Origin of the sequence: Tianweitania aestuarii (genome assembly GCF_018457165.1) — a bacterium.
In the GTDB taxonomy this organism is placed as follows: Bacteria; Pseudomonadota; Alphaproteobacteria; order Rhizobiales; family Rhizobiaceae; genus Tianweitania; species Tianweitania aestuarii.
Map to the genome: position 1 here is coordinate 625793 of NZ_JAFMNX010000001.1, position 21276 is coordinate 647068.

Below are 21276 nucleotides of genomic sequence, written 5' to 3' on the forward strand. Positions count from 1 at the left end.
TCTTCCTGTGTCAAAGCCGCAAGTCCGCCGCACCGAGTGGCAGAACGTGCTTTAAATCGTAAAGGACATGTTCGTCCGAGCCCAGCGCGCGGATGCCGTCTGATCCCATGGCAGCAAACTCCCGATGCGCCACCGCCAGGATCACCCCGTCATAGCTCTGCGGCTCAGGCTTGGTGATCAGGTCGATGCCATACTCATGCTTGGCTTCCTCCGCATCCACCCACGGATCGTAAACATCCACCGCAATGTTGAACTCTTCCAACTCGGCGACGACATCCACCACGCGTGTATTGCGAAGATCCGGGCAGTTTTCCTTGAAGGTTAGTCCCAGCACAAGCACGCGGGCGCCGTTGACCTGGATGCGGCGCTTGAGCATGGCCTTGACCATCTGATTGGCGACGTAAGCGCCCATGCCGTCGTTGATGCGGCGGCCGGCGAGGATCACTTGGGGGTGGTAGCCGAGCGCTTCGGCCTTGTGCGTGAGATAATAGGGATCGACGCCAATGCAGTGGCCGCCAACCAGGCCGGGGCGGAAGGGAAGAAAGTTCCACTTGGTGCCGGCGGCCTTCAGCACGGCTTCCGTGTCGATGCCCATGCGGTTGAAGATGATGGCGAGTTCGTTGATCAACGCGATGTTGAGGTCGCGTTGGGTGTTCTCGATGACCTTGGCCGCCTCCGCGACGCGAATCGAATCCGCCTTGTAGGTGCCCGCCTCGATGATGGAGCCGTAAAGCGCGTCGACCAGATCAGCGACCTCAGGCGTAGATCCTGATGTAACCTTGCGGATCGTGGTGAGACGGTGCGCCTTGTCGCCGGGGTTGATGCGTTCGGGCGAATAACCGGCAAAGAAGTCTTCGTTGAACTTGAGGCCAGACAGACGTTCCAGAACCGGAACGCAGTCGTCTTCAGTGGCGCCGGGATAAACGGTGGATTCGTAGATAACGATATCACCACGCTTGAGAACGCGCCCAAGCGTTTCCGAAGCCTTGATCAGGGGCGTGAGGTCGGGGCGTTTGCTGTCGTCGATCGGGGTCGGAACGGTGACGATATAGATTTGTGCAGCGGCGAGCTCCGTTGGATCGGCGGTGAAGCTCAGATGCTTGGCTTCGGCCAGCTCTTCCGGCGATGTCTCGAGCGTATGATCGGTGCCGCCCTTCAACTCAGCGATGCGCGCCTGATTGATGTCGAAACCGAGTACCTTGCGGTGCTTGCCGAATTCAACCGCCAAGGGAAGGCCGACATAGCCGAGGCCGATCACGGCAAGCGTGGCGTCATCCTTGGGCAGCATGGGCGAGCGCTCACTCATTTCTGATAATAGTCCCTGAACCAGGCCACGAAGCGCGCGATGCCTTCGCGGAAATCGGTTTGTGGGCGGTAGCCTGTCAGGCGTTGCAGAAGATCAGCATCGGCCCAGGTTGCCGGCACGTCGCCCATCTGCATGTCCATGGTGTTGCGCACCGCCTTCTTGCCGAGGCAGTCTTCGATCGCGTCGATGAAATCGAGCAGCTTGACCTTGTCGGAGTTGCCGATGTTGACGATGCGAAAGGGCGCGACGGGCGACAGGCTGTCGCCTTGTACGATCGCGTTTTTCGAGGCGGGCCGCACCGGTGGAGCATCGATCAGGAGGCGGATGGCGCGCACGAGATCGTCGACATAGGTGAAGTCGCGATACATGTCGCCGTGATTGTAGATGTCGATCGGGCGATCATCCAGAATCGCATCCACGAACTTGTAAAGCGCGAGATCCGGTCGCCCCCAGGTTCCGTAAACCGTAAAGAAGCGGAACATCGTGGTCGGCAGGGTCCAGAGGTGAGCATAGGCATGGGCCATGCTCTCATTCGCCTTTTTGGTTGCCGCATAGATGGTGAGCTGGGTGTCGGCTTTTTCCGTTTCGGTGAACGGCATTTCGTCATTGGCGCCATACACCGACGAGGTCGAGGCCATCAGCAGATGTCTCACCTCAAGCCGTCTGGCGGCCTCCATAACGTTGAAGGTGCCGATCACGTTGGCATCCAGATATGCGCGCGGGTTCTCCAGGCTGTAACGAACACCCGCCTGCGCCGCGAGATGCACGATCACATCCGGTGCGAAGTCATTCGCAACCTGGTCAAACCGCGCCTGATCTTCGAGCATGCCTTCAGTTGCGGAGAAGTTGCCGTTTTGAAGCAGCATGGCATGCCGACGCTGTTTAAGGCGGACATCATAATAGTCCGTCATTCCGTCATAGCCGTGGACGCGAAAACCCTCGGCGAGCAACAGCTTGGCCAGATGATAGCCAATGAAGCCAGCTGTACCCGTAACGAGGATGCGTTTCATGCAGTCATGCTCCGGAGCAAGCCGTGGTGTGGCTTAGCGCCAACTCACCATAGGTCGCACGGTTATCGTTGATGCAGGTCAATCCCGACCCTGCAGGTACGCATCCCAGCCGGAAGCGAAAGTTGCCGTCGCTGTACATATGACGATCCCGTAACAAGCCGAAACAAGTCCGAGCAGGTTCCGAAGCGCCTCTGTACCGCGTGTGCAGTTACAACGCTTTGTGTGACATGATCAATATCAGGGTTGCGTGAAATACATGGTGGTGTAGGTTCTGCCGCAGAAACAGCACCCGAAAATTTGTTCATGCCGTCACTCGACCAGTCAATTCCCAGGCTCGGCGCGCAACGCCGCCTGTTCGGCATGACGCGTTTTCAGCTCCTGGGGGGGCTGAGTTTTGCGATCCTGCTCCCGGCACTGTTGCGCATGACCAATGGCGGCGTTTCCGTTCTTTCGGAATCCAACATGCAGACCACGCTGGTAGCCGCATTTTGCGCGCACGTGCTTGGCTATATAACCTATCGAAAGCTTGGCACCGTGCCAGGGATCGCAGGCGCCGGATCGATCTTCCCGACTTTTGCGCTGGCGTATGGATCGATCTTCCTGATCATCTTTTTCTGGCGACTTGATTACAGCCGCTTTCAAGCAGCTGGCAGCTTCGTCATGTCGACGCTCTGGTATTTCGGCATGAGCATTGTGAACCGCCGGATCGCTCCACGGGAACTCGCCATCGTTCCCGGTGGGGCGGTCGATGTGCTTATCAGTATCACCGACATCGTATGGCGCCGCGTCTCTGTGCCGACGGTGCTACCAACAGGCGTGAGCGGCATCGTGGTAGACCTCCGCGCCGATCTTTCGGATGAGTGGGAGCGTTTCATTGCCGACGCGGCTTTAGCCGGAATCCCGGTTTATCACCTGAAACAGGTTCTGGAGTCGCTGACCGGCCGCACAGATATCGAGCACCTCTCCGAGAATACGTTGGGATCGCTCAATCCCAACATGCTCTACCTCAAGATCAAGCAGGCGATGGACTGGGGCTGTGCCCTGATTGCTCTGATTTTACTGTCACCTCTTTTCCTGGTGATCGGCTTGGCCATACGGCTGGACTCGCCTGGTCCTGCGTTTTTCCGCCAGCAGCGAATGGGCTATCGAGGAAAGCCGTTCAACATGCTCAAGTTTCGCACGATGCGTGCTGAGCAGCCTTCCAGTCGCAACAGGGAAACCGCAATTACGCGGGATAATGATGTTCGTATTACGCGGCTCGGACGGTTCCTGCGTCGCTCCCGGCTTGATGAGCTGCCTCAGGCGGTCAACATCTTGCGCGGTGAAATGAGCTGGATCGGGCCGAGGCCAGAAGCGATGGCTTTGTCCGAGCTCTATGAAGAACGGCTGCCATTCTACCGCTATCGCCATATTGTCCGACCCGGGATTACTGGCTGGGCGCAAGTGAACCAGGGGCATGTGTCGAGCGTAGATGAGGTCCTAAGCAAACTTCACTACGACTTCTATTACATCAAGAACTTTTCGCCTTGGCTTGATCTGGTCATTGTTTTGAGAACGATCAAGACGATGCTGACTGGTTTTGGTGCAAAATAGGCGGCTTCTGATTTGTTGATCTGTCTTGCAAACGAGAGCCGCGAGGCCGTCTGCCATATGCGTTATCTGCCGATCAGCGATTACGCATCGTTGCAACATCCTCTCGCTTTGGCATGCCGATGAAAGTCGTCATGACCGTTAACGCAGCCTGGAACATCGTCAACTTCCGGCGGTCTGTGTTGAATGGCCTTATTGCAGCCGGCCACGAGGTGACCGTCCTTGCTCCGCCCGACGACAGTGTAACGGAACTCGCAAGGCTCGGGGCCGCATTCGTGCCGCTGACGATGAACGTGAAAGGCCTCAATCCGCTCGACGATCTGAAACTGCTTGGAACCTTCAAGCGGCATCTTCGCGATGAGCGTCCGGACATTGTTCTGAGCTATACGATCAAGAATAATGTTTTCGGTGCGCTGGCAGCAAAGGCTTACGGCATTCCGTTCATCCCGAATGTCAGCGGGCTCGGTACTGCGTTCTTGTCGAACGGCGCGCTCCGGTTGCTTGCTGAGACCCTTTACCGGCGTGCCTTCAGCAAGCTTCCCATCATCTTTTTCCAGAATGGTGATGATCGTACCTTGTTCGTGCAAAGGCGGCTGGTCCACCCAGAACAGGGACGGCTTCTGCCGGGATCAGGCATCGATCTCGGCCAATTCGCAGCAAGCGATCTGCCAGCGCAGAGCAAACCCACGACCTTTCTGATGATCGCACGCTTGTTGCGTGACAAGGGTGTGGTGGAATTCGTTGAAGCGGCAAGACTGATCAAGTCTCACCTGCCGGAGACCCGGTTTCAGCTTCTCGGCGCTGCCGGCTCGCAGAACCGCTCTGCAATTGATCTCTCAACGGTTCAGGGTTGGGAGCGCGAAGGCGTTGTCGAGTATCTTGGCACCACAACCGATGTGCGTCCCTTCATTGAGGCGGCCCATTGTGTCGTTCTACCGTCTTACCGCGAAGGCGCCCCCCGCACTTTGATCGAAGCCGCAGCCATGGCTCGCCCCCTGATTGCGACCGATGTTCCTGGTTGCCGGTCTATTGTTGATGAAGATGTGACCGGCTTTCTATGTGCCCCTCGGAGCGCCAATAGTCTCGCCGCAGCCATGAAGCGCTTTCTCGATCTGCCTCAGCAAGCACGAACGGCGATGGGATTGGCCGGGCGCCTGAAGATGGAAAGAGAGTTTGACCAGACCATCGTTCTGGCTGCGTACAACAAAGCCATCGGCGAGCTGACAACCCGGCGCCAGTGAGCGGCGGCATAAGCAAGGTGCGGCGCCGAAAAGCGTTGTGCTTGAAGAACCGAGATCAGCGGTTCTTTTCAGCGGTGGATAATCGGTTCGATCGACGCCAATGATTGACTGCGATCGCTGTCAAGGTCGGCCAGAACATCGTATTGACCGTGTCCTTCAGGCTCTCCATCCAGTTGATGGTGCCGGTCCAAAGGATCCAGTCATAGGCATCCAGCGCTTCGTTGAAGAGCGTGGCCGCCAGGGTCAAGGCCCACGCGAGCGCAAGGCGACGCGGGCTTCGACGAAACAGCCAAAGCAGAACGAAGAAGATGAACAGTCCGACATGGACATGCATGGCGTCGTGAGACAGCGAGATCGAGTCCGCGACCCAGGACTTGATGTGATACCAGCGCATTGTCGAAGGCTTTCAGATCAGGGTGACAGTAGGGGTTGATCAGCCACCATCAGGAGAGATGAGCCAAGCAACAAAGCGCAGTCGGCACAACGTCCGGAGAGGCTATCACAAGCCTATGGTTGCATAACAGGAGAATGAGGCGGCAGTGGATCCTCGTGCCTGAGCAAGCCACTCCTCCCTCCCTCTCCCAAACGGGAACCCCACCACCCCGCCACGGATTGTCCCCTCACCATCAACCACGCAAGAGGCAATCACCATGGCCAAGCAGAAAGACACACCCTCGGACACAAACGCGGCCGGCGCTGTGCCTGACGTGCCGGGGCAGGGGGATCTCGGCAAGATCAAGAAGGTCGATCTGTCGCTTCATGGCGATGGCATCAGTCATTGGCAGGACGAGCCGCAGGATGCGGATGGAACGTCGGTGAAGGACAAGGATCGCGACGAGCCATAGGGTGGCATGGCGTTCCGCGCGCCCGGTTCGCGAGCGCGATGCGCAAACATCCCACATGCGGCCTTGGTGATCGGCCGATTCGCTGTTAGTCTGGCGTCAACTCAAAGACATGATGCGCCTGCAGCTGCCTTATGGCGCGCGGTGCGGAAGGATTAATTGTGAAGGATCCCGATCCTGACGCGCAGGCGTCGGCGAACAGGGGGTCGATGCATGGATCGGGGCCGGGCGCGCGCCCGGCTGACGCCGTTTCTTCTTCTGAAGGCGCCGTCTCGCGATCCGCAAGGTCCCCGGCCCAGGAGCCGTCCGCGCCATCGTCCAAGCGGCGGCGCAAGCGAAAGCGCGGTCGGCAAGCTTCCGGTAAAAACGGCGCAGCTGGCATCCCGTCCTCGGCTGCCTTGCAGAATGGTGCGAACGGCTCGGCCAAACCGACCGAGCCTTCGGCAAAGGTCGCGCGTGCCGCTGACGGTTCGCCGCAGCCGGCTGTAAAGAAGCGCCGGCGTCGCTCCCGTGGTGGCAAGAACGGCAACGGCGCTCTTCTTCGCTCCCAACAAAACCCGCAGCCCGATCAACAGCGCAAAGTGCCGCCTGTTGCCCATCCCGCGCCTTCCGCGGTTCAGGTTCGCTTGCCCGAGCGACTCGAGCGCAAGGCGTCGCAGCAACCCGCTTATGCCGCACTTGATCTTGGCACGAACAACTGCCGGCTGCTTGTCGCGGTGCCGACGCGCTCCGGCCAGTTCCGCGTGGTGGATGCGTTTTCGCGCATCGTGCGCCTTGGCGAAGGCCTGACCGCGACCGGCAGGCTGGGTGATGCGGCGATGACGCGCGCCGTGGAAGCGCTCAAGGTTTGCGCCGACAAGCTCGCAACTCGCGATATCAAGCGCGCTCGTTTGATCGCCACCGAAGCATGCCGCTCGGCCGCCAATGGCGAAGAGTTTCTCGATCGCGTGAAGCGCGAAACCGGCTTGCAGCTCGAGATCATCGATCGCGAAACGGAAGCGCGGCTGGCGGTTTCCGGCTGTGGTTCCCTGGTGGAGCGCGGCACGAAGGCCGTGGTTCTGTTTGACATCGGCGGCGGCTCGTCCGAGATCGCCCTTGTGGATGTTTCAGGCGAGAGGCGGCCGCGTTTGGCGCGCCATATCGTGGCCTGGACCTCCTTGCCAGTGGGCGTCGTGTCGCTCGCGGAGCGCTTCGGCGGTCGCACGGTGACGCCGGAAATCTTCCAGGCCATGGTGGCCGATGTGGCCGGCATGCTCGATCGTTTCGATGAACGCGGCAAGCTCGGCGCTTTGGCCAACGGCCCGGATTTCCATCTGCTTGGAACGTCCGGCACCGTCACCACTCTGGCCGGCGTGCATCTCGGTCTCGAACGTTATGATCGCCGCCGCGTCGACGGTCTCTGGCTTGATCGCGCCAATGTGGATGCCATGGTGGCAAAGCTCGTTTCGTGGGATTTCGCCGAACGCGTCGCCAATCCTTGCATTGGCGCTGATCGTGCCGATCTCGTTCTGGCCGGCTGTGCCATTCTGGAAGCCATCCGTGCGGTCTGGCCATCGGAGCGCTTGCGGGTTGCCGATCGCGGTTTGCGCGAAGGCATTCTGAGCGAATTGATGGGCGATGACGGTGCCTGGCGCCGCAACAACACTAACAACACCAATCAGCGGCAGGGTACGCGATGAAACCGCCGAGCAAACGTCCGGGCAGTTCGAAGGCAGGCAGCGGCGCACGCGCGCTGAAGACCCGCATCAAGAAAACCAAGCTGAAGAATTCGTCGCGGCGCTGGCTCGAACGCCATCTCAACGATCCCTATGTCCATCGCTCCAAGATGGAAGGCTATCGCGCGCGTTCGGCTTACAAGCTGATCGAGATCGACGACCGCTATCATATCCTCAAAAAGGGAGCGCGCGTCATCGACCTTGGCGCGGCACCCGGCGGCTGGTGTCAGGTCGCGGTTCAGCGCCTTGGTTCGAGCGATGAAGACAAGCGCGTCGTCGGCATCGATTATCTCGAAATGGACGAGCTACCCGGCGTCACGCTTCTGCAGCTCGACTTCCTCGAGGATGAGGCTCCGGCCAGGTTGATGGAAGCCTTGGGCGGATCGCCGGACATTGTCTTGTCGGATATGGCCGCACCGACCACCGGCCACAGCCGTACCGATCACATCCGCACCATGCATCTGTGTGAAGTCGCGGCCGATTTCGCGATCTCGGTTCTGAAGCCCGGCGGCCACTTCCTCGCCAAGACCTTCCAGGGCGGGACGGAAAACGAGCTGCTTGACCGCTTGAAGAAGAACTTCAAGACGGTCCAGCACGTGAAGCCCGCAGCATCGCGTGCCGAGTCCGTCGAGCTTTATCTTCTTGCGCGCGGCTTCAAGGGACAGGTGCAGCCTTCCGAGCAGAGTGTCGACGACATGGAAGACGCGGACAACGCCGGCGGCGAGTGAGGCTTAAACCACCGGGGGTTGTTGGGCGACAGGATCGGCAGCCGGCGGCAAACGGCGGCGATGTCCGGACATGTCGCTGCCGGCGGCCCGATCCAGCGTCAGGAACGGGATAAACGCTGCCATCGACAGCATGCCGACCATCACGAAGGCGATGGTGAAGGTCTCGTGACCGAGCGGCGCACCGGTAAAGAACGGGGCGAATTCCAGAATGCTGCCGGCGATCGCCACGCCCATGGCCACCGCGATCTGCTGCATGGCCGCGTTGATGGCGGTTGCCTGCCCGGCATCCTTGTTGTCGATCTCTGCAAAAACGAGCGCGTTGGTCGAGGTAAAGAACAGCGAGCGGAAAAAGCCTGCAAACAGCAGAACCACGATGATCACCAGATGCGGCGTGGTTGTCGTGAAGAAGCCGTTGGCGACAACCAGCGCGCCACCCACGAGAGCGGCGGTCATCTGCACCGTGCGAAAGCCGCCGAGCCGCAGCAGCTTGGGCGCCAGGAATTTCATCAACAGCGCACCGCCAGCAGACGCGAAGGTCAGCAGGCCGGATTGAAACGGCGTCAGGCCGAACACCAGCTGAAAGAACAGCGGCAGAAGAAACGGAATGGCGCCGATGCCGAACCGGAACAGCGTTCCTCCAGTGATCGCCTTGCGGAAGACCGGATTGCGGAACAGCTTGAGGTCGAGGATCGGGGCAGGGTGTCGCTTGGCATGGCGGATATAAAGCACGGCCGAGATCGCACCGGTCAGCGTTGCCGCGATGCCGACCCATGTCGGCAAAACGGGCAGGCTGATCATGGACAGGCCGAACACCAGCCCAGAGGCCGCCAGTCCCGCCATCACGAAGCCGACGCCATCGATGCGCCCGCCCTTGTGGCCGGGCATATCCGGCATGATGCGGCCTGCGAAGAAGATCCCGGCAATGCCGATCGGCACATTGATCAGGAAGATCCAGTGCCAGGAAAAGTAGGTGGTGATGAAGCCGCCGACCGGCGGTCCCACGAACGGACCGATCAGGCCGGGAATGGTGAGCAGCGCCATGGCGTTGACGAGCTCGGTCTTCGATGTCGTGCGCACCAGAACGAGGCGCGCGATCGGCGTCATCATCGCGCCGCCCATGCCCTGCAGAAAGCGCGCGCCGACGAACTGGCCGAGTGAGTTGGAAAAGGCGCAGGCGATGGAGCCCAGGACGAAAACCGCGATGGCCGAGCGGAAGACGTTCTTTGCGCCGTAGCGATCGGCCATCCAGCCGCTCACGGGAATGAAGATCGCCACCGAAACAAGATAGGCCGTGAGCGCCAGCTTGAGCGCGATCGGGCTTGTTCCGATATCGCGCGCGATCGCGGGCAGGGAGGTCGAGATGACCGTGGAATCCATGTTCTCCATGAACAAGGCGACCGCGAGCACGATGGGAAGCGCACGGTTGATGCCGCTAGGGGCGTCAGGCAGCTTGTTTTCGACTGGAGAAGCAGAGTCCATAGGAGGCTATCTTTATTGACTGCGCTTCTTTGGACCAGATGTTGAACCCTTCGCAAGGCGTAACGTTGGTGTGAAAGGGCTTGCCGCAGCATTGTGTTCGAACAGCTACCCAAAGAACGCATGTCGCCACGCCCGATTGCCGCCGAACCCATCACTGCCAAACCACTACTGCCAGACCATCGCTGCCAAACCCATCGTTGCAGGAGAGTTTCATGACCAAGGATTTCGATCGTCGTTCTGTGTTCAAACTGGGTGCTGCCGCGGGAACGGCGATGGTCGTCGCGCCGCAGATCATGACCCGCGCCGCTTATGCCGAAGCGCCGCAGAGGCCTGAGGTCGGTAATGCCGGCTTCCACCGCTTCGTCATGGGCGACTTCGAGATCACCGTGATCCTGGATGGCGTCCGTCCGGGCGATGGTCCGTATCCGACCTTCGGCGCCGACCAGAAGGCCGAAGATGTCGAAGCGCTCATGGTGGAGAACTTCCTGCCGCCCAAGCGCATGGTCAACCAGTTCAACCCCGTGCTGGTGAACACCGGCAATGAGCTTGTTCTGTTCGACACCGGCATGGGTCCCGATGGCCGCGCCGCAGGCATGGGGCAGCTGACCCGCCGCCTTGCCGATTCTGGTTATTCGCCGTCCGATGTTACGATGGTTGTGCTCACCCACATGCATGGCGATCACATCAATGGCCTGATGGAAGGCGACCAGCCTGCCTTCATCGGCGCGCGTTATGTCGCCGGCCAGACCGAATGGGACTTCTGGACCTCGCCGGACCGTCAGGGCACGCCGGCCGAAGGCAATGCCAAGGCCGTTCAGGCCAAGGTCGTGCCGTTGAAGGACAAGATGACCTTCATCGAGGACAAGGCGACCGTGACGCCGGGCATCACCGCAATGGCAGCTCCCGGTCATACGCCGGGCCACATGGTGTTCATGCTGGAAACGCAGGGCCGCAAGCTCATGCTGACGGCCGACACCGCCAACCACTTCGTGGCCTCGCTCCAGCGGCCGGATTGGGAAGTCTCCTTCGACATCGACAAGGCGCAGGCGGCCGCGACCCGCAAGGAGATCTTCGGCATGCTGGCATCCGAAAAGATGCCCTTCATCGGCTATCACATGCCGCATCCCTCCGTCGGCTTCGTGGAAGAAATGGGTCCGGGCTTCCGCTTCGTGCCGGCGAGCTACCAGTTCATGGTCTGAGCGGATCGCCGCACCGATCGCGAGACGGCAGGGGATCATTCGCCTGCCGTCTTTTCTTTCTGCCGCCGTCGTGGTAGCAGCCACTGCCATTCTCCACACGGAAGAAAAGATCAGGCCCGCCCCACGGTAGTGCCCGCCTTTTCATTTCCGCATTGCAAGGACTGGCATTATGGCGCGCATCATCGAAACCATCACGGGCGCACATGCGCTGACCTTCGACGACGTGCTGTTGCAGCCCGGTCATTCCGAAGTGATGCCCGGCCAGACCGACATCCGCACCCGCATCGCCCATGACATCGAACTGAACCTGCCGATCCTGTCGGCGGCGATGGACACGGTCACCGAAGCGCGTCTGGCGATCGCCATGGCGCAGGCCGGCGGCATCGGCGTCGTTCACCGCAACTTCACGCCGATCGAACAGGCTGAGCAGGTCCGTCAGGTCAAGAAGTTCGAGAGCGGCATGGTGGTCAATCCCGTGACGATCGGGCCGGATGCGACGCTTGCCGACGCGTTTTCCCTCATGAAGATGCATGGCATTTCCGGCATCCCGGTCGTGGACGGCGCCGGCGTCGGCGGTGCCCGCGTTGGCCGTCTGCTCGGCATCCTCACCAACCGCGACGTGCGCTTTGCGTCCGATACGAACCAGAAGGTTCATGAGCTGATGACGAAGGACAACCTCGTCACGGTGAAGGAAAATGTCAGCCAGGACGAAGCCAAGCGCCTTCTGCATCAGCGCCGCATCGAAAAGCTCCTCGTGGTGGACGATCAGGGCTATTGCGTCGGCCTGATCACCGTCAAGGACATGGAAAAGTCGCAGCTCAACCCGCATGCCTCGAAAGATGCGCAGGGCCGTCTTCGCGTTGCCGCCGCCACAACGGTGGGTGCCGATGGTATGGAACGCGCCGAGCGCCTGATCGAAGCGGGTGTCGATCTTCTCGTGATTGACACCGCGCATGGCCATTCGCAGCGCGTGCTGGACGCGGTCACCGCGGCCAAGAAGATGTCGAACTCCGTGCGCATCATGGCGGGCAACGTCGCCACTGCCGATGGTACCAAGGCCCTGATCGACGCCGGCGCGGATGCCGTGAAGGTCGGCATCGGACCCGGCTCGATCTGCACCACCCGCATCGTTGCCGGTGTTGGCGTTCCTCAGCTGTCGGCCGTGATGGCGGCCGCTGAAGAAGCCGACAAGCAGAACGTGTCGATCATCGCCGACGGCGGCATCAAATATTCCGGCGATCTCGCCAAGGCGCTGGCCGCAGGCGCCAGTGCCGCGATGGTCGGTTCGCTTCTGGCCGGCACGGAAGAAAGCCCCGGCGAAGTCTACCTGCATCAGGGCCGCTCGTTCAAAGCCTATCGCGGCATGGGCTCGGTTGGCGCCATGGCGCGCGGTTCGGCCGATCGCTACTTCCAGGCCGAAGTGCGCGACACGCTGAAGCTCGTTCCCGAGGGCATCGAGGGCCAGGTTCCCTACAAGGGCCCGGTTTCCGGCGTTCTGCATCAGCTCGCCGGCGGTTTGCGCGCGGCGATGGGCTATGTCGGCGCACCGACGCTTCCCGAACTGCGGGACCGCGCGACCTTCGTGCGCATCTCCAGCGCGGGCCTGCGCGAAAGCCACGCCCATGACGTGACGATCACGCGCGAAAGCCCGAACTATCCCGGCGTGATGTAACCGGCACCGTGCGCTTTCTGCGTAATCCGGGCGTTCTGACGGTCGCGGCAATCCCTGTCGCGCTCGTCATGCTTGCTTTCGAGTTCCTGTATCTGCGCCCGCTCACCGGCGGGCAGGCCAGCCTTGATTGGCGCTTCGACGGCTTCAAGCCAGTGGAAGCGCTGTCATGGCTGACAGCACTCGGGCCGCGCGGCCGTGAAGCGGTGCTGGTCTGGCATTATCTCACCGCCGACCTTCTGTTTCCGATCCTCGTTGGCTTTGCGCTTGGCGGCTTCACCTATTATGCGGCCCGCCGGCTTCCTTTCTTCCGCCGTCTGGCGGACGCCACCTTGCGCAAGCTCTGCGTGATCTGGATCCTGCCTTACCTCATGGTCGATTACGGCGAGAACGTCATGATCTCGTCCATGCTGGTGGATCCCGTTGGCGTCAGCCATTCGCTGATCCGCACGGCTTCCGTTTTCGTGATCCTGAAGCACGTCTTCTTCGGTATCGGCCTGGTGGTGATCGCGGTGCTTCTCGTGCTTGCCCGTCGTGCCGAGAACGCCGAAAAACCGCAACAGGATTAGCCGGGAAGCACCCCGCGACCAGCCTGTTCGCTTGCCTTCCACGTCTCGCGAATAAGCCCGGCAAGCGTGTCGCATTCGTCGCGGCGCAGACCATTGCGCCGTTGAAACAGCGCAATGGCCCGCGTCGGCGCCGGTGCGGCGAAGGGCACGATCTTCAGTCCCGCGATCGTGTCGGCCGATGGCACCGCCATCTGCGGGATCAGCGTCACGCCCAATCCATTCGCCACCATCTGAAGCAAGGTCGTCAGGCTGGTTGCGCCGAAGCGCTTCATGGCGACGGGTTTGACCTGCGTGCAAACCGCCAGCGCCTGTTCGCGCAGGCAATGCCCTTCTTCCAGCAGCATCAAGCGTTCGAGCGCCGGACTATCCGGCGGCACGGGCGGGGCGATGAAGTCGGGGTCGGAGGCCGGCACGGCCAGAAAGAAGCTTTCCACAAACAGTGGTGTGGCCGTCAGCTGCCGCTCCTCGATCGGCAGCGCCGCGATAAAGGCGTCGATCTCGCCGGCCAGCAGCGCTCCGGTGAGATGCGGCGTCAGTGCTTCGCGCAGTTCGAGCTGAAACGCCGGAAAGGTTTCGCGCAGGGCTGGCAGGAGAGGGGGCAAGAGATAGGGCGCGATCGTCGGGATCAGCCCCAGCCGGAACCGTCCTTGCATCGAGGACGGGCGCTGTCCGCTGCTTTCGAGGCTGCGCGCCGCTTGCAGGATGCTGGTTGCCTGCGGCAGCAGGATATGGCCCTCTTCGGTGAGGCTGACCGCGCGCCTTGCCCGGTTGAACAAGCGGCAACCCAGCACCTCTTCCAGTTCCGCGATCTGCGCCGAAAGCGCCGGCTGCGTCACGCCGCACAAGGCTGCAGCCCTGCCGAAATGCAGCGTTTCGGCAAGCGCCTCGAAATATTCCAGCTGTCGCAGGCTTGTTCTGATCATCACTTCTTCTTATCGAAACGAGAAGAAATGGCAATTTGCGATTATCGCTGATGCCCGTTACGACACGCGGTGAAAAGGTCGGCAGGCGCCGATCGCCACCCACCCAGCAGCCTTGCCAGGGAGTTTTATCATGGATGATGTGACAAACGAGAAGACCGAGGGCCAGTGCCCAGTGGCCCATGGCGGTGGCAAGAGTGGCGGCCCTGGCGAACGCAAGAAGTCGTCGAACCGCGGCTGGTGGCCCGATGCCCTTGATGTCGAGATGCTTCACCGCAACTCCGACCTCTCGAACCCGATGGGCGGCGATTTCGATTATGCCGAAGAGTTCAAGACGCTCGACCTCGATGCCGTCATGGCCGACCTCAAGGCGCTGATGACCGACAACAAGGACTGGTGGCCGGCCGACTTCGGTCACTATGGCGGCTTGATGGTCCGCATGGCCTGGCACTCCGCCGGCACCTATCGCATCACGGACGGTCGCGGCGGCGCCGGTGCCGGACAGCAGCGCTTTGCGCCGCTCAATTCCTGGCCGGACAACGCCAACCTCGACAAGGCCCGCCGCATGTTGTGGCCGGTGAAGCAGAAATACGGCCGCAAGCTATCCTGGGCGGATCTGATGATCCTGGCCGGCAACGCCGCGCTGGAATCGATGGGCTTCAAGACCTTCGGCTTTGCCGGTGGCCGCGTTGACGTGTGGGAGCCGGAAGAACTCTATTGGGGTCCTGAAGGCACCTGGCTTGGTGACGAGCGTTACAGCGGCGAGCGTCAGCTCGAAGAACCGCTCGGCGCCGTTCAGATGGGCCTGATCTACGTCAATCCGGAAGGCCCCAACGGCAATCCCGATCCGCTGGCCTCTGCACGCGACATCCGCGAAACCTTCGCCCGCATGGCGATGAACGACGAGGAAACCGTCGCGCTGATCGCCGGCGGCCATACCTTCGGCAAGACACATGGTGCAGGCGATCCCTCGCTCGTTGGTCCGGAGCCGGAAAGCGGCGCGCTCGAAGACCAGGGTCTCGGCTGGAAAAGCAAATACGAGACCGGCCACGGCACCCATGCCATTACGGCGGGTGTTGAAGTCACCTGGACGCAGGAGCCCACCAAGTGGAGCAACCTGTATTTCAAGAACCTGTTCGAGAACGAATGGGAACTGACCACGAGCCCGGCCGGTGCCAAGCAGTGGGTTGCCAAAAACGCGGAAGCAACGATCCCGGACGCCTTCGATCCCTCGAAGAAGCATCGTCCAACCATGCTGACCTCGGATCTGGCGCTACGCGCTGACCCGATCTACGAGAAGATCTCGCGCCGCTTCCACGAGAATCCGGACCAGTTCGCCGACGCCTTCGCCCGCGCCTGGTTCAAGCTGACCCATCGCGACATGGGTCCGCGCGTTCGCTATCTCGGACCATGGGTGCCGCAGGAAGAGCTGATCTGGCAGGACGTCGTTCCGGTCAACAACCAGCCGCTGTCCGACAGCGACATCGCCGCTTTGAAGGACAAGATCCTCCAGTCCGGCCTGTCGGTCGCGCAGCTTGTTTCCACCGCCTGGGCCTCGGCTTCGACCTTCCGTCGTTCTGACAAGCGCGGCGGCGCCAATGGCGCGCGCGTTCGTCTGGAGCCGCAGAAGAACTGGGAAGCCAACGAGCCGCAGAAGCTCGATGCCGTTCTGCAGAAGCTCGAAGCGATCAAGACCGAGTCCGGCACGCCGGTTTCGCTCGCCGACCTGATCGTTCTGGCCGGTGCTGCGGGCGTCGAAAAGGCTGCCCGGGATGCCGGTCTCGACATCAAGGTGCCGTTTGCACCCGGTCGCGGCGATGCCTCCCAGGAACAGACCGACGTCCTGTCCTTCGCGCCGCTGGAACCGCGCTTCGACGGCTTCCGCAACTACACGCATTCAACCAAGCAGAAGTTCATGAAGCCGGAAGAGGCTTTGGTTGATCGCGCTCAGTTGCTGACGCTGACCGCGCCGGAAATGACCGTTCTGCTCGGTGGTCTGCGTGTTCTCGGCGCCAACTATGGCGACACCAAGCATGGCGTCTTCACCGACAAGCCGGGCACGCTGACGAACGACTTCTTCGTCAATCTGCTCGACATGGCCACCGAATGGCAGGCACCGGATGCCAACGGCATCTATCAGGGTGTCGATCGCCAGACGAAGGCGCCGAAATGGACGGCAACCGGCATCGACCTGATCTTCGGCTCGCACTCACATCTGCGTGCCTATGCCGAAGTCTATGCGACGAGCGACTCCAAGGAGAAGTTCGCGAAGGACTTCGTCTCGGCCTGGACCAAGGTCATGAACGCCGACCGCTTCGACATCCAGAAGCCGGATCGTCTCGAAGGCTGAGCCTTCACGTTTCCAGAATGAAAGGGCCGGGAGCAATCCCGGCCCTTTTCTTTTGGCCGCCATCTCGTTAGCAAGGTTGCGAACGGGTCAATCCGAACACGGGAAACACCGATATGCGTCTTGGCGGCCGACTTGCGGCAGCAATCGAAGTTCTATCCGACATGGAAAAGCGCCACCGCCCTGCGGCCGACGCTTTGAAGGATTGGGGCCTGTCTCATCGTTTCGCCGGAGCAGGCGACCGCGCCGCGATCGGCAACATCGTTTATGACGCGCTGCGCCGCCGTCGCTCCGCCGCCTGGAAGCTCGACGAGGAAAGCCCGCGCGCCGCAGCCTTTGGCGCGCTCCTGCTCGAATGGGGCGAAACATCAGACAGCCTCGACCGCACGCTGGACGGTGACCGCTTCGCGCCCGAGCCGCTGAGCGAAACGGAAAAATTCGCGATCCGCTCGCGCGATCTTATCCACGCCCCCGATATCATCAGGGCCGACATTCCCGACTGGTGCCAGCCGAATCTCGAGCGCACCTTTGGCGACGATTGGGTCGCTGAGGCTGCCGCTCTTGCCGCCCGTCCGCCGCTCGACCTTCGCGTCAACCGGCTGCAGTCCAACAGGGACAAAGTGCTCGCTGAAATCGCTGAAACAGGGGCAATCGGCGCTGCCATATCGCCAAATGGCATCCGCATTCCCCCAATCGAGGGCTCTGGACGCCACCCGAATGTGCAGGTTGAACCGGCCTTTCAGAAGGGTTGGTTCGAGATCCAGGACGAAGGCTCCCAGATCGCCGCCACGCTTGCTGCCGCCAAACCTGGCATGCAAGTCCTTGATTTCTGTGCAGGAGCCGGCGGCAAGACCCTCGCACTCGCCGCCGAAATGGAAAACCGCGGCCAGATCTTCGCCTATGACGCCGACAAAGCCCGTCTGGCTCCCATTTTCGACCGTTTGAAGCGGGCCGAAACCCGCAATGTCCAGGCCGTTACATCGTTGAAAAGCCTCGACAAACTGGAAGGTGAACTCGATCTCGTTCTGATCGACGCGCCTTGCACGGGTTCCGGCACCTGGCGTCGTCGTCCCGATGCCAAATGGCGTCTCAGCACCCGCCAGCTCGAGGTCCGGATCGGCGAACAAGCCGCCATCCTCGACAACGCCGCCCGCTTCGTCAAACCCGGCGGCCGCCTGGCTTATGTGACCTGTTCCGTCTTTGCCGAAGAAAACACCGACCAGGTCGAAGCCTTCTTGTCGCGCCACCCGGACTTCGTCTGCGTCGATCAAAAAGCGCTTTGGGAACAACAGCTTGGAACCGGAAATGCGCGCTTCTCGGCTTCCGGCATTGTTATGAGCCCGCTCACAACCGGCACCGACGGCTTCTTCTTCGCCGCGCTGGAACGCCGCGCCTGATCGCGACTGGACGGAAGGGGAGGCGGCGCTACCTTCATCAACATGAAGCGCATCGTCTCCCTCGTCCTATTTTTCGTTCTCGTTGTCGGCGGCGGCCTCCTTATCGGTGCCACCAACCGCCCTGGCGAATGGTATCAGGGGCTCGCCAAGCCGCCGTTCAATCCGCCTGACTGGCTGTTCGCACCGGCCTGGACGATCCTCTATCTCTTCATCGCCTTTGTCGGCTGGCGCTGCTGGCAGGCGCGTCCCAGCGGGCGTCGCATGCAGCTCTGGTGGGTGCAGCTGGTGCTGAATTTCCTTTGGATGCCGATGTTCTTCGGCCTGCAGCAGATGGCGCTGGCGCTTATCGTCATCCTCGCGCTGCTTGCTGCGATCCTCGGCTTCATTGCCTTGAGCTGGCGCGTCGATCGGCTGTCTGCATGGCTTTTCGTCCCCTATGCGCTCTGGACCGCCTTTGCGACCTATCTCAACATATCGTTGATGGTGCTGAACTAGCCGGGCACGCTCTTTGCGTTGCGTCACTGCCCGCCATTTGCCATAGCTCCATCAATGGGGAGCGTGATTGATGGCAGCTAGCAAGCTCGTTGCAGGGGCAGACTTCGAGGATCGCGTTCGCGAAAGCTTTGCGCGCCAAAAGGTGATGACCACAATCGGCGCCAAGCTGACGAGTGTCACGCCGGGCATCGTCGAGATCGAGATGGACTTTGCCGACCAGCTCACCCAGCAGCACGGCTTTCTGCATGCCGGCGTCATCTCCATCGCAATGGATTCCGCCTGCGGCTACGCCGCCTACACGGTGATGCCGTCCGATGCCGCTGTGCTCACCATCGAGTTCAAGGTGAACCTGCTGGCGCCGGGCAAGGGCGAGCGCTTCCTGTTCCGTGGCGAAGTCACCAAGCCCGGCCGCACCATCATCGTGGCAGACGGACAGGCTTATGCCTTTGGTGCCGACGGCGAAGCCAAGCTGATCGCCACCATGACGGGCACCATGATGACGGTTGTGGGCCGCGACGGCATTGCCGGCTGAGCTTTTGCACGCCGTAGGCGCAAAACGGCTGTTGTTCGTGATGGCCGCGCCCGCCGAATACGGCCCCTTTCTTCAATCCCGCTTCAAGCCGCTGATGACCGGGATCGGTCCCGTCGAAGCCGCGATCGCCTTGTCCACGGCGCTTGCTCAGTTGCAGCAGGGTGAAACTCTTCCGGATCTCATTATCTCGCTCGGATCCGCCGGCAGCCGGGTGCTCGAGCAGACGAAGGTCTATCAGGCCACCAGCGTATCCTATCGCGACATGGACGCTTCGGCACTTGGCTTCCCGCCCGGCGTCACGCCGCTGCTCGATCTTCCAGCTATTCTGCCGTTGCCGATCCACATTCCGGAAATCGCGACCGCGACATTGTCCACCGGTGCAAACATCGTATCCGGCCAGGCCTATGACCGGATCGAGGCGGAGATGGTCGATATGGAAACCTTTGCGCTGCTTCGAGTCGCCATGCGCTATCAGATCCCGCTGATCGCCCTGCGCGGCATCTCGGATGGAGCCGCCGAGTTGACCCATGTCGACGACTGGACAGCCTATCTGCACATCGTCGATGAGAACCTGGCCTATGCGGTTGATCGTCTCGAACACAGCTTGAACAGTGGGATCATTGCGCTCTGATCTTGCGTAAATCTCCGTATGTCTCTAGACGCTCGCCATGAGCGAAGAACTTGCCCCCGACACAGTCCTAATTATCGATTTCGGCAGCCAGGTCACCCAGCTGATCGCGCGACGCGTGCGCGAAGCGGGCGTGTACTGCGAGATCGTTCCCTTCCAGTCCGCAGACGAGGCGTTCGACCGCATCGCACCCAAGGCGGTGATCCTGTCGGGCGGACCGGCCTCCACCACGGAAATCGGCAGCCCGCGCGCCCCGCAGAAGGTTTTCGATGCCGGCATTCCGGTGCTCGGCATCTGTTACGGCGAGCAAACGATCTGCGCCCAACTCGGCGGTGCGGTTGAAGCCGGCCATCACCGTGAATTCGGGCGCGCCTTCCTCGATATTCAAGACGATTGCGCTTTGTTCGAAGGCCTTTGGGCCAAGGGCACGCGCCATCAGGTGTGGATGAGCCACGGCGACCGCGTCACCGCGCTGCCGGACGGGTTCCGCGTTGTCGCCACCTCGACCGGCGCACCCTATGCCGCCATCGCAGATGACAAGCGCCGCTTCTATGCCGTGCAGTTCCATCCGGAAGTCGTGCATACGCCGGACGGCGCCAAGCTGCTGGCGAACTTCGTTCATCATATCGCCGGCATGAAGAGCGACTGGACGATGCGCGCTTATCGCGAGCACGCCGTGCAGGCGATCCGCGATCAGGTCGGCTCGGGCAAGGTCATCTGTGCGCTGTCGGGCGGCGTCGATTCGTCTGTCGCAGCACTTCTGATCCATGAAGCCGTCGGCGAGCAGCTCACCTGCATCCTCGTCGACCACGGCCTGATGCGCAAGAACGAGGCGGCGGACGTGGTCGCCATGTTCCGCGAGCACTACAATCTCCACCTCATCCTAGTGGACGCCTCCGACCGCTTCATCGGGGCGCTGGAAGGCGAAAGCGATCCGGAAAAGAAGCGCAAGACAATCGGCCGGCTCTTCATCGAAGTGTTCGAGGAAGAAGCCGCCAAGCTTGGCGGCGCCGATTTTCTTGCGCAGGGAACGCTCTATCCCGACGTGATCGAAAGCGTGTCCTTCACTGGCGGTCCTTCGGTGACCATCAAGTCGCACCACAATGTGGGCGGTCTGCCCGAGCGCATGAACATGAAGCTCGTCGAGCCGCTGCGCGAGCTCTTCAAGGATGAAGTGCGCGTGCTCGGCAAGGAGCTCGGTCTGCCCGACAGCTTCATCGGTCGTCATCCGTTCCCCGGTCCCGGCCTCGCGATCCGCTGCCCCGGCGGCATCAGCCGCGAGAAGCTGGAAATCCTGCGCGAAGCCGACGCCATCTACCTCGACGAGATCCGCAAGGCCGGCCTCTACGACGCAATCTGGCAGGCTTTCGCCGTGCTCCTGCCGGTACAGACCGTGGGCGTCATGGGCGACGGCCGCACCTACGAATTCGTCTGCGCACTGCGCGCAGTGACCTCGGTCGACGGCATGACGGCCGACTTCTACCACTACGACATGGAATTCCTCGGCCGCGCCGCAACCCGCATCATCAACGAAGTCCGCGGCATCAACCGCGTCGTTTATGACGTAACGAGCAAGCCGCCCGGAACGATCGAGTGGGAATAACGGCCT

The 21276-nt window shown here is 61.4% G+C and carries 19 protein-coding genes; 14 read left to right on the forward strand and 5 right to left on the reverse strand.

From position 1 onward, the window contains the following. Positions 1-10: 10 nt before the first annotated feature. Together tviB and JYU29_RS02975 are read right to left on the reverse strand one after the other, a co-directional pair. Positions 11-1306 carry a Vi polysaccharide biosynthesis UDP-N-acetylglucosamine C-6 dehydrogenase TviB gene (gene tviB / locus JYU29_RS02970; RefSeq protein WP_284144890.1) on the reverse strand — a complete coding sequence of 432 codons (1296 nt, stop codon included), beginning with the start codon at positions 1304-1306 and terminating at the stop codon, positions 11-13. Then, positions 1303-2316 carry an NAD-dependent epimerase/dehydratase family protein gene (locus JYU29_RS02975; RefSeq protein WP_213983262.1) on the reverse strand — a complete coding sequence of 338 codons (1014 nt, stop codon included), beginning with the start codon at positions 2314-2316 and terminating at the stop codon, positions 1303-1305. Before JYU29_RS02975 ends, tviB begins: the two co-directional genes overlap by 4 nt. A 303-nt stretch (positions 2317-2619) precedes the next feature. Here JYU29_RS02975 and JYU29_RS02980 point away from each other — a divergent pair, with 303 nt between their 5' ends. Both JYU29_RS02980 and JYU29_RS02985 read left to right on the forward strand, forming a co-directional pair. Next, entirely contained in the window at positions 2620-3909 is a 1290-nt protein-coding gene (locus JYU29_RS02980) for an exopolysaccharide biosynthesis polyprenyl glycosylphosphotransferase (RefSeq protein ID WP_213983263.1), read from the forward strand. A 131-nt stretch (positions 3910-4040) separates the two neighbouring features. Then, positions 4041-5147, forward strand: coding sequence for a glycosyltransferase family 4 protein (locus JYU29_RS02985; protein ID WP_250157161.1), 1107 nt, complete (start codon positions 4041-4043; stop codon positions 5145-5147). A 55-nt stretch (positions 5148-5202) separates the two neighbouring features. On the opposite strand, the gene JYU29_RS02990 is transcribed toward JYU29_RS02985, so the two are convergent. Further along, positions 5203-5541 (reverse strand): hypothetical protein, encoded by a 339-nt coding sequence (locus JYU29_RS02990; RefSeq protein WP_213983265.1) that lies wholly within the window; start codon positions 5539-5541, stop codon positions 5203-5205. 256 nt (positions 5542-5797) lie between these two features. Between JYU29_RS02990 and JYU29_RS02995 the strand changes: the two genes are divergently transcribed. From JYU29_RS02995 to JYU29_RS03005, 3 genes are all read left to right on the forward strand, one after another. Then, positions 5798-5992, forward strand: coding sequence for a hypothetical protein (locus tag JYU29_RS02995; RefSeq protein ID WP_213983266.1), 195 nt, complete (start codon positions 5798-5800; stop codon positions 5990-5992). A gap of 206 nt (positions 5993-6198) precedes the next feature. Continuing rightward, positions 6199-7668 carry a Ppx/GppA phosphatase family protein gene (locus tag JYU29_RS03000; protein ID WP_488657288.1) on the forward strand — a complete coding sequence of 490 codons (1470 nt, stop codon included), beginning with the start codon at positions 6199-6201 and terminating at the stop codon, positions 7666-7668. Continuing rightward, the gene (locus JYU29_RS03005) at positions 7665-8432 is read left to right on the forward strand and encodes an RlmE family RNA methyltransferase (RefSeq protein WP_213983268.1); all 768 of its coding nucleotides are present in this window, start codon (positions 7665-7667) and stop codon (positions 8430-8432) included. Before JYU29_RS03000 ends, JYU29_RS03005 begins: the two co-directional genes overlap by 4 nt. A 3-nt stretch (positions 8433-8435) precedes the next feature. On the opposite strand, the gene JYU29_RS03010 is transcribed toward JYU29_RS03005, so the two are convergent. Continuing rightward, complete coding sequence (locus tag JYU29_RS03010; protein WP_213984234.1) at positions 8436-9860, reverse strand: MFS transporter; 1425 nt, start codon at positions 9858-9860, stop codon at positions 8436-8438. 263 nt (positions 9861-10123) lie between these two features. On the opposite strand from JYU29_RS03010, the gene JYU29_RS03015 reads away from it, so the two are divergent. From JYU29_RS03015 to JYU29_RS03025, 3 genes are all read left to right on the forward strand, one after another. Beyond that, positions 10124-11110, forward strand: a complete 987-nt coding sequence (locus JYU29_RS03015) for an MBL fold metallo-hydrolase (protein WP_213983269.1) — start codon at positions 10124-10126, stop codon at positions 11108-11110. A 169-nt stretch (positions 11111-11279) separates the two neighbouring features. Continuing rightward, positions 11280-12782 (forward strand): IMP dehydrogenase, encoded by a 1503-nt coding sequence (gene guaB, locus JYU29_RS03020; protein ID WP_213983270.1) that lies wholly within the window; start codon positions 11280-11282, stop codon positions 12780-12782. 8 nt (positions 12783-12790) lie between these two features. After that, positions 12791-13348, forward strand: a complete 558-nt coding sequence (locus JYU29_RS03025) for a hypothetical protein (protein ID WP_213983271.1) — start codon at positions 12791-12793, stop codon at positions 13346-13348. Here JYU29_RS03025 and JYU29_RS03030 read toward each other — a convergent pair. Continuing rightward, positions 13345-14271, reverse strand: a complete 927-nt coding sequence (locus JYU29_RS03030; RefSeq protein ID WP_213983272.1) for a hydrogen peroxide-inducible genes activator — start codon at positions 14269-14271, stop codon at positions 13345-13347. The genes JYU29_RS03025 and JYU29_RS03030 overlap by 4 nt on opposite strands. A gap of 130 nt (positions 14272-14401) precedes the next feature. Between JYU29_RS03030 and katG the strand changes: the two genes are divergently transcribed. The 6 genes from katG to guaA all read left to right on the forward strand — a co-directional run bounded on the left by katG (position 14402) and on the right by guaA (position 21270). Further along, positions 14402-16618 carry a catalase/peroxidase HPI gene (gene katG / locus JYU29_RS03035; protein WP_213983273.1) on the forward strand — a complete coding sequence of 739 codons (2217 nt, stop codon included), beginning with the start codon at positions 14402-14404 and terminating at the stop codon, positions 16616-16618. A 113-nt stretch (positions 16619-16731) separates the two neighbouring features. Continuing rightward, the gene (locus JYU29_RS03040; RefSeq protein WP_213983274.1) at positions 16732-18012 is read left to right on the forward strand and encodes an RsmB/NOP family class I SAM-dependent RNA methyltransferase; all 1281 of its coding nucleotides are present in this window, start codon (positions 16732-16734) and stop codon (positions 18010-18012) included. A 42-nt stretch (positions 18013-18054) separates the two neighbouring features. After that, positions 18055-18507 carry a TspO/MBR family protein gene (locus tag JYU29_RS03045; RefSeq protein WP_213983275.1) on the forward strand — a complete coding sequence of 151 codons (453 nt, stop codon included), beginning with the start codon at positions 18055-18057 and terminating at the stop codon, positions 18505-18507. A gap of 70 nt (positions 18508-18577) precedes the next feature. Continuing rightward, on the forward strand, positions 18578-19039 hold the full coding sequence (locus tag JYU29_RS03050; protein WP_189501025.1) for a PaaI family thioesterase: 462 nt from the start codon (positions 18578-18580) through the stop codon (positions 19037-19039). Between the two features lie 4 nt (positions 19040-19043). After that, complete coding sequence (locus tag JYU29_RS03055) at positions 19044-19670, forward strand: 5'-methylthioadenosine/S-adenosylhomocysteine nucleosidase (RefSeq protein WP_431192834.1); 627 nt, start codon at positions 19044-19046, stop codon at positions 19668-19670. 37 nt (positions 19671-19707) lie between these two features. Then, complete coding sequence (gene guaA / locus JYU29_RS03060; protein ID WP_213983277.1) at positions 19708-21270, forward strand: glutamine-hydrolyzing GMP synthase; 1563 nt, start codon at positions 19708-19710, stop codon at positions 21268-21270. Positions 21271-21276: the final 6 nt, after the last annotated feature.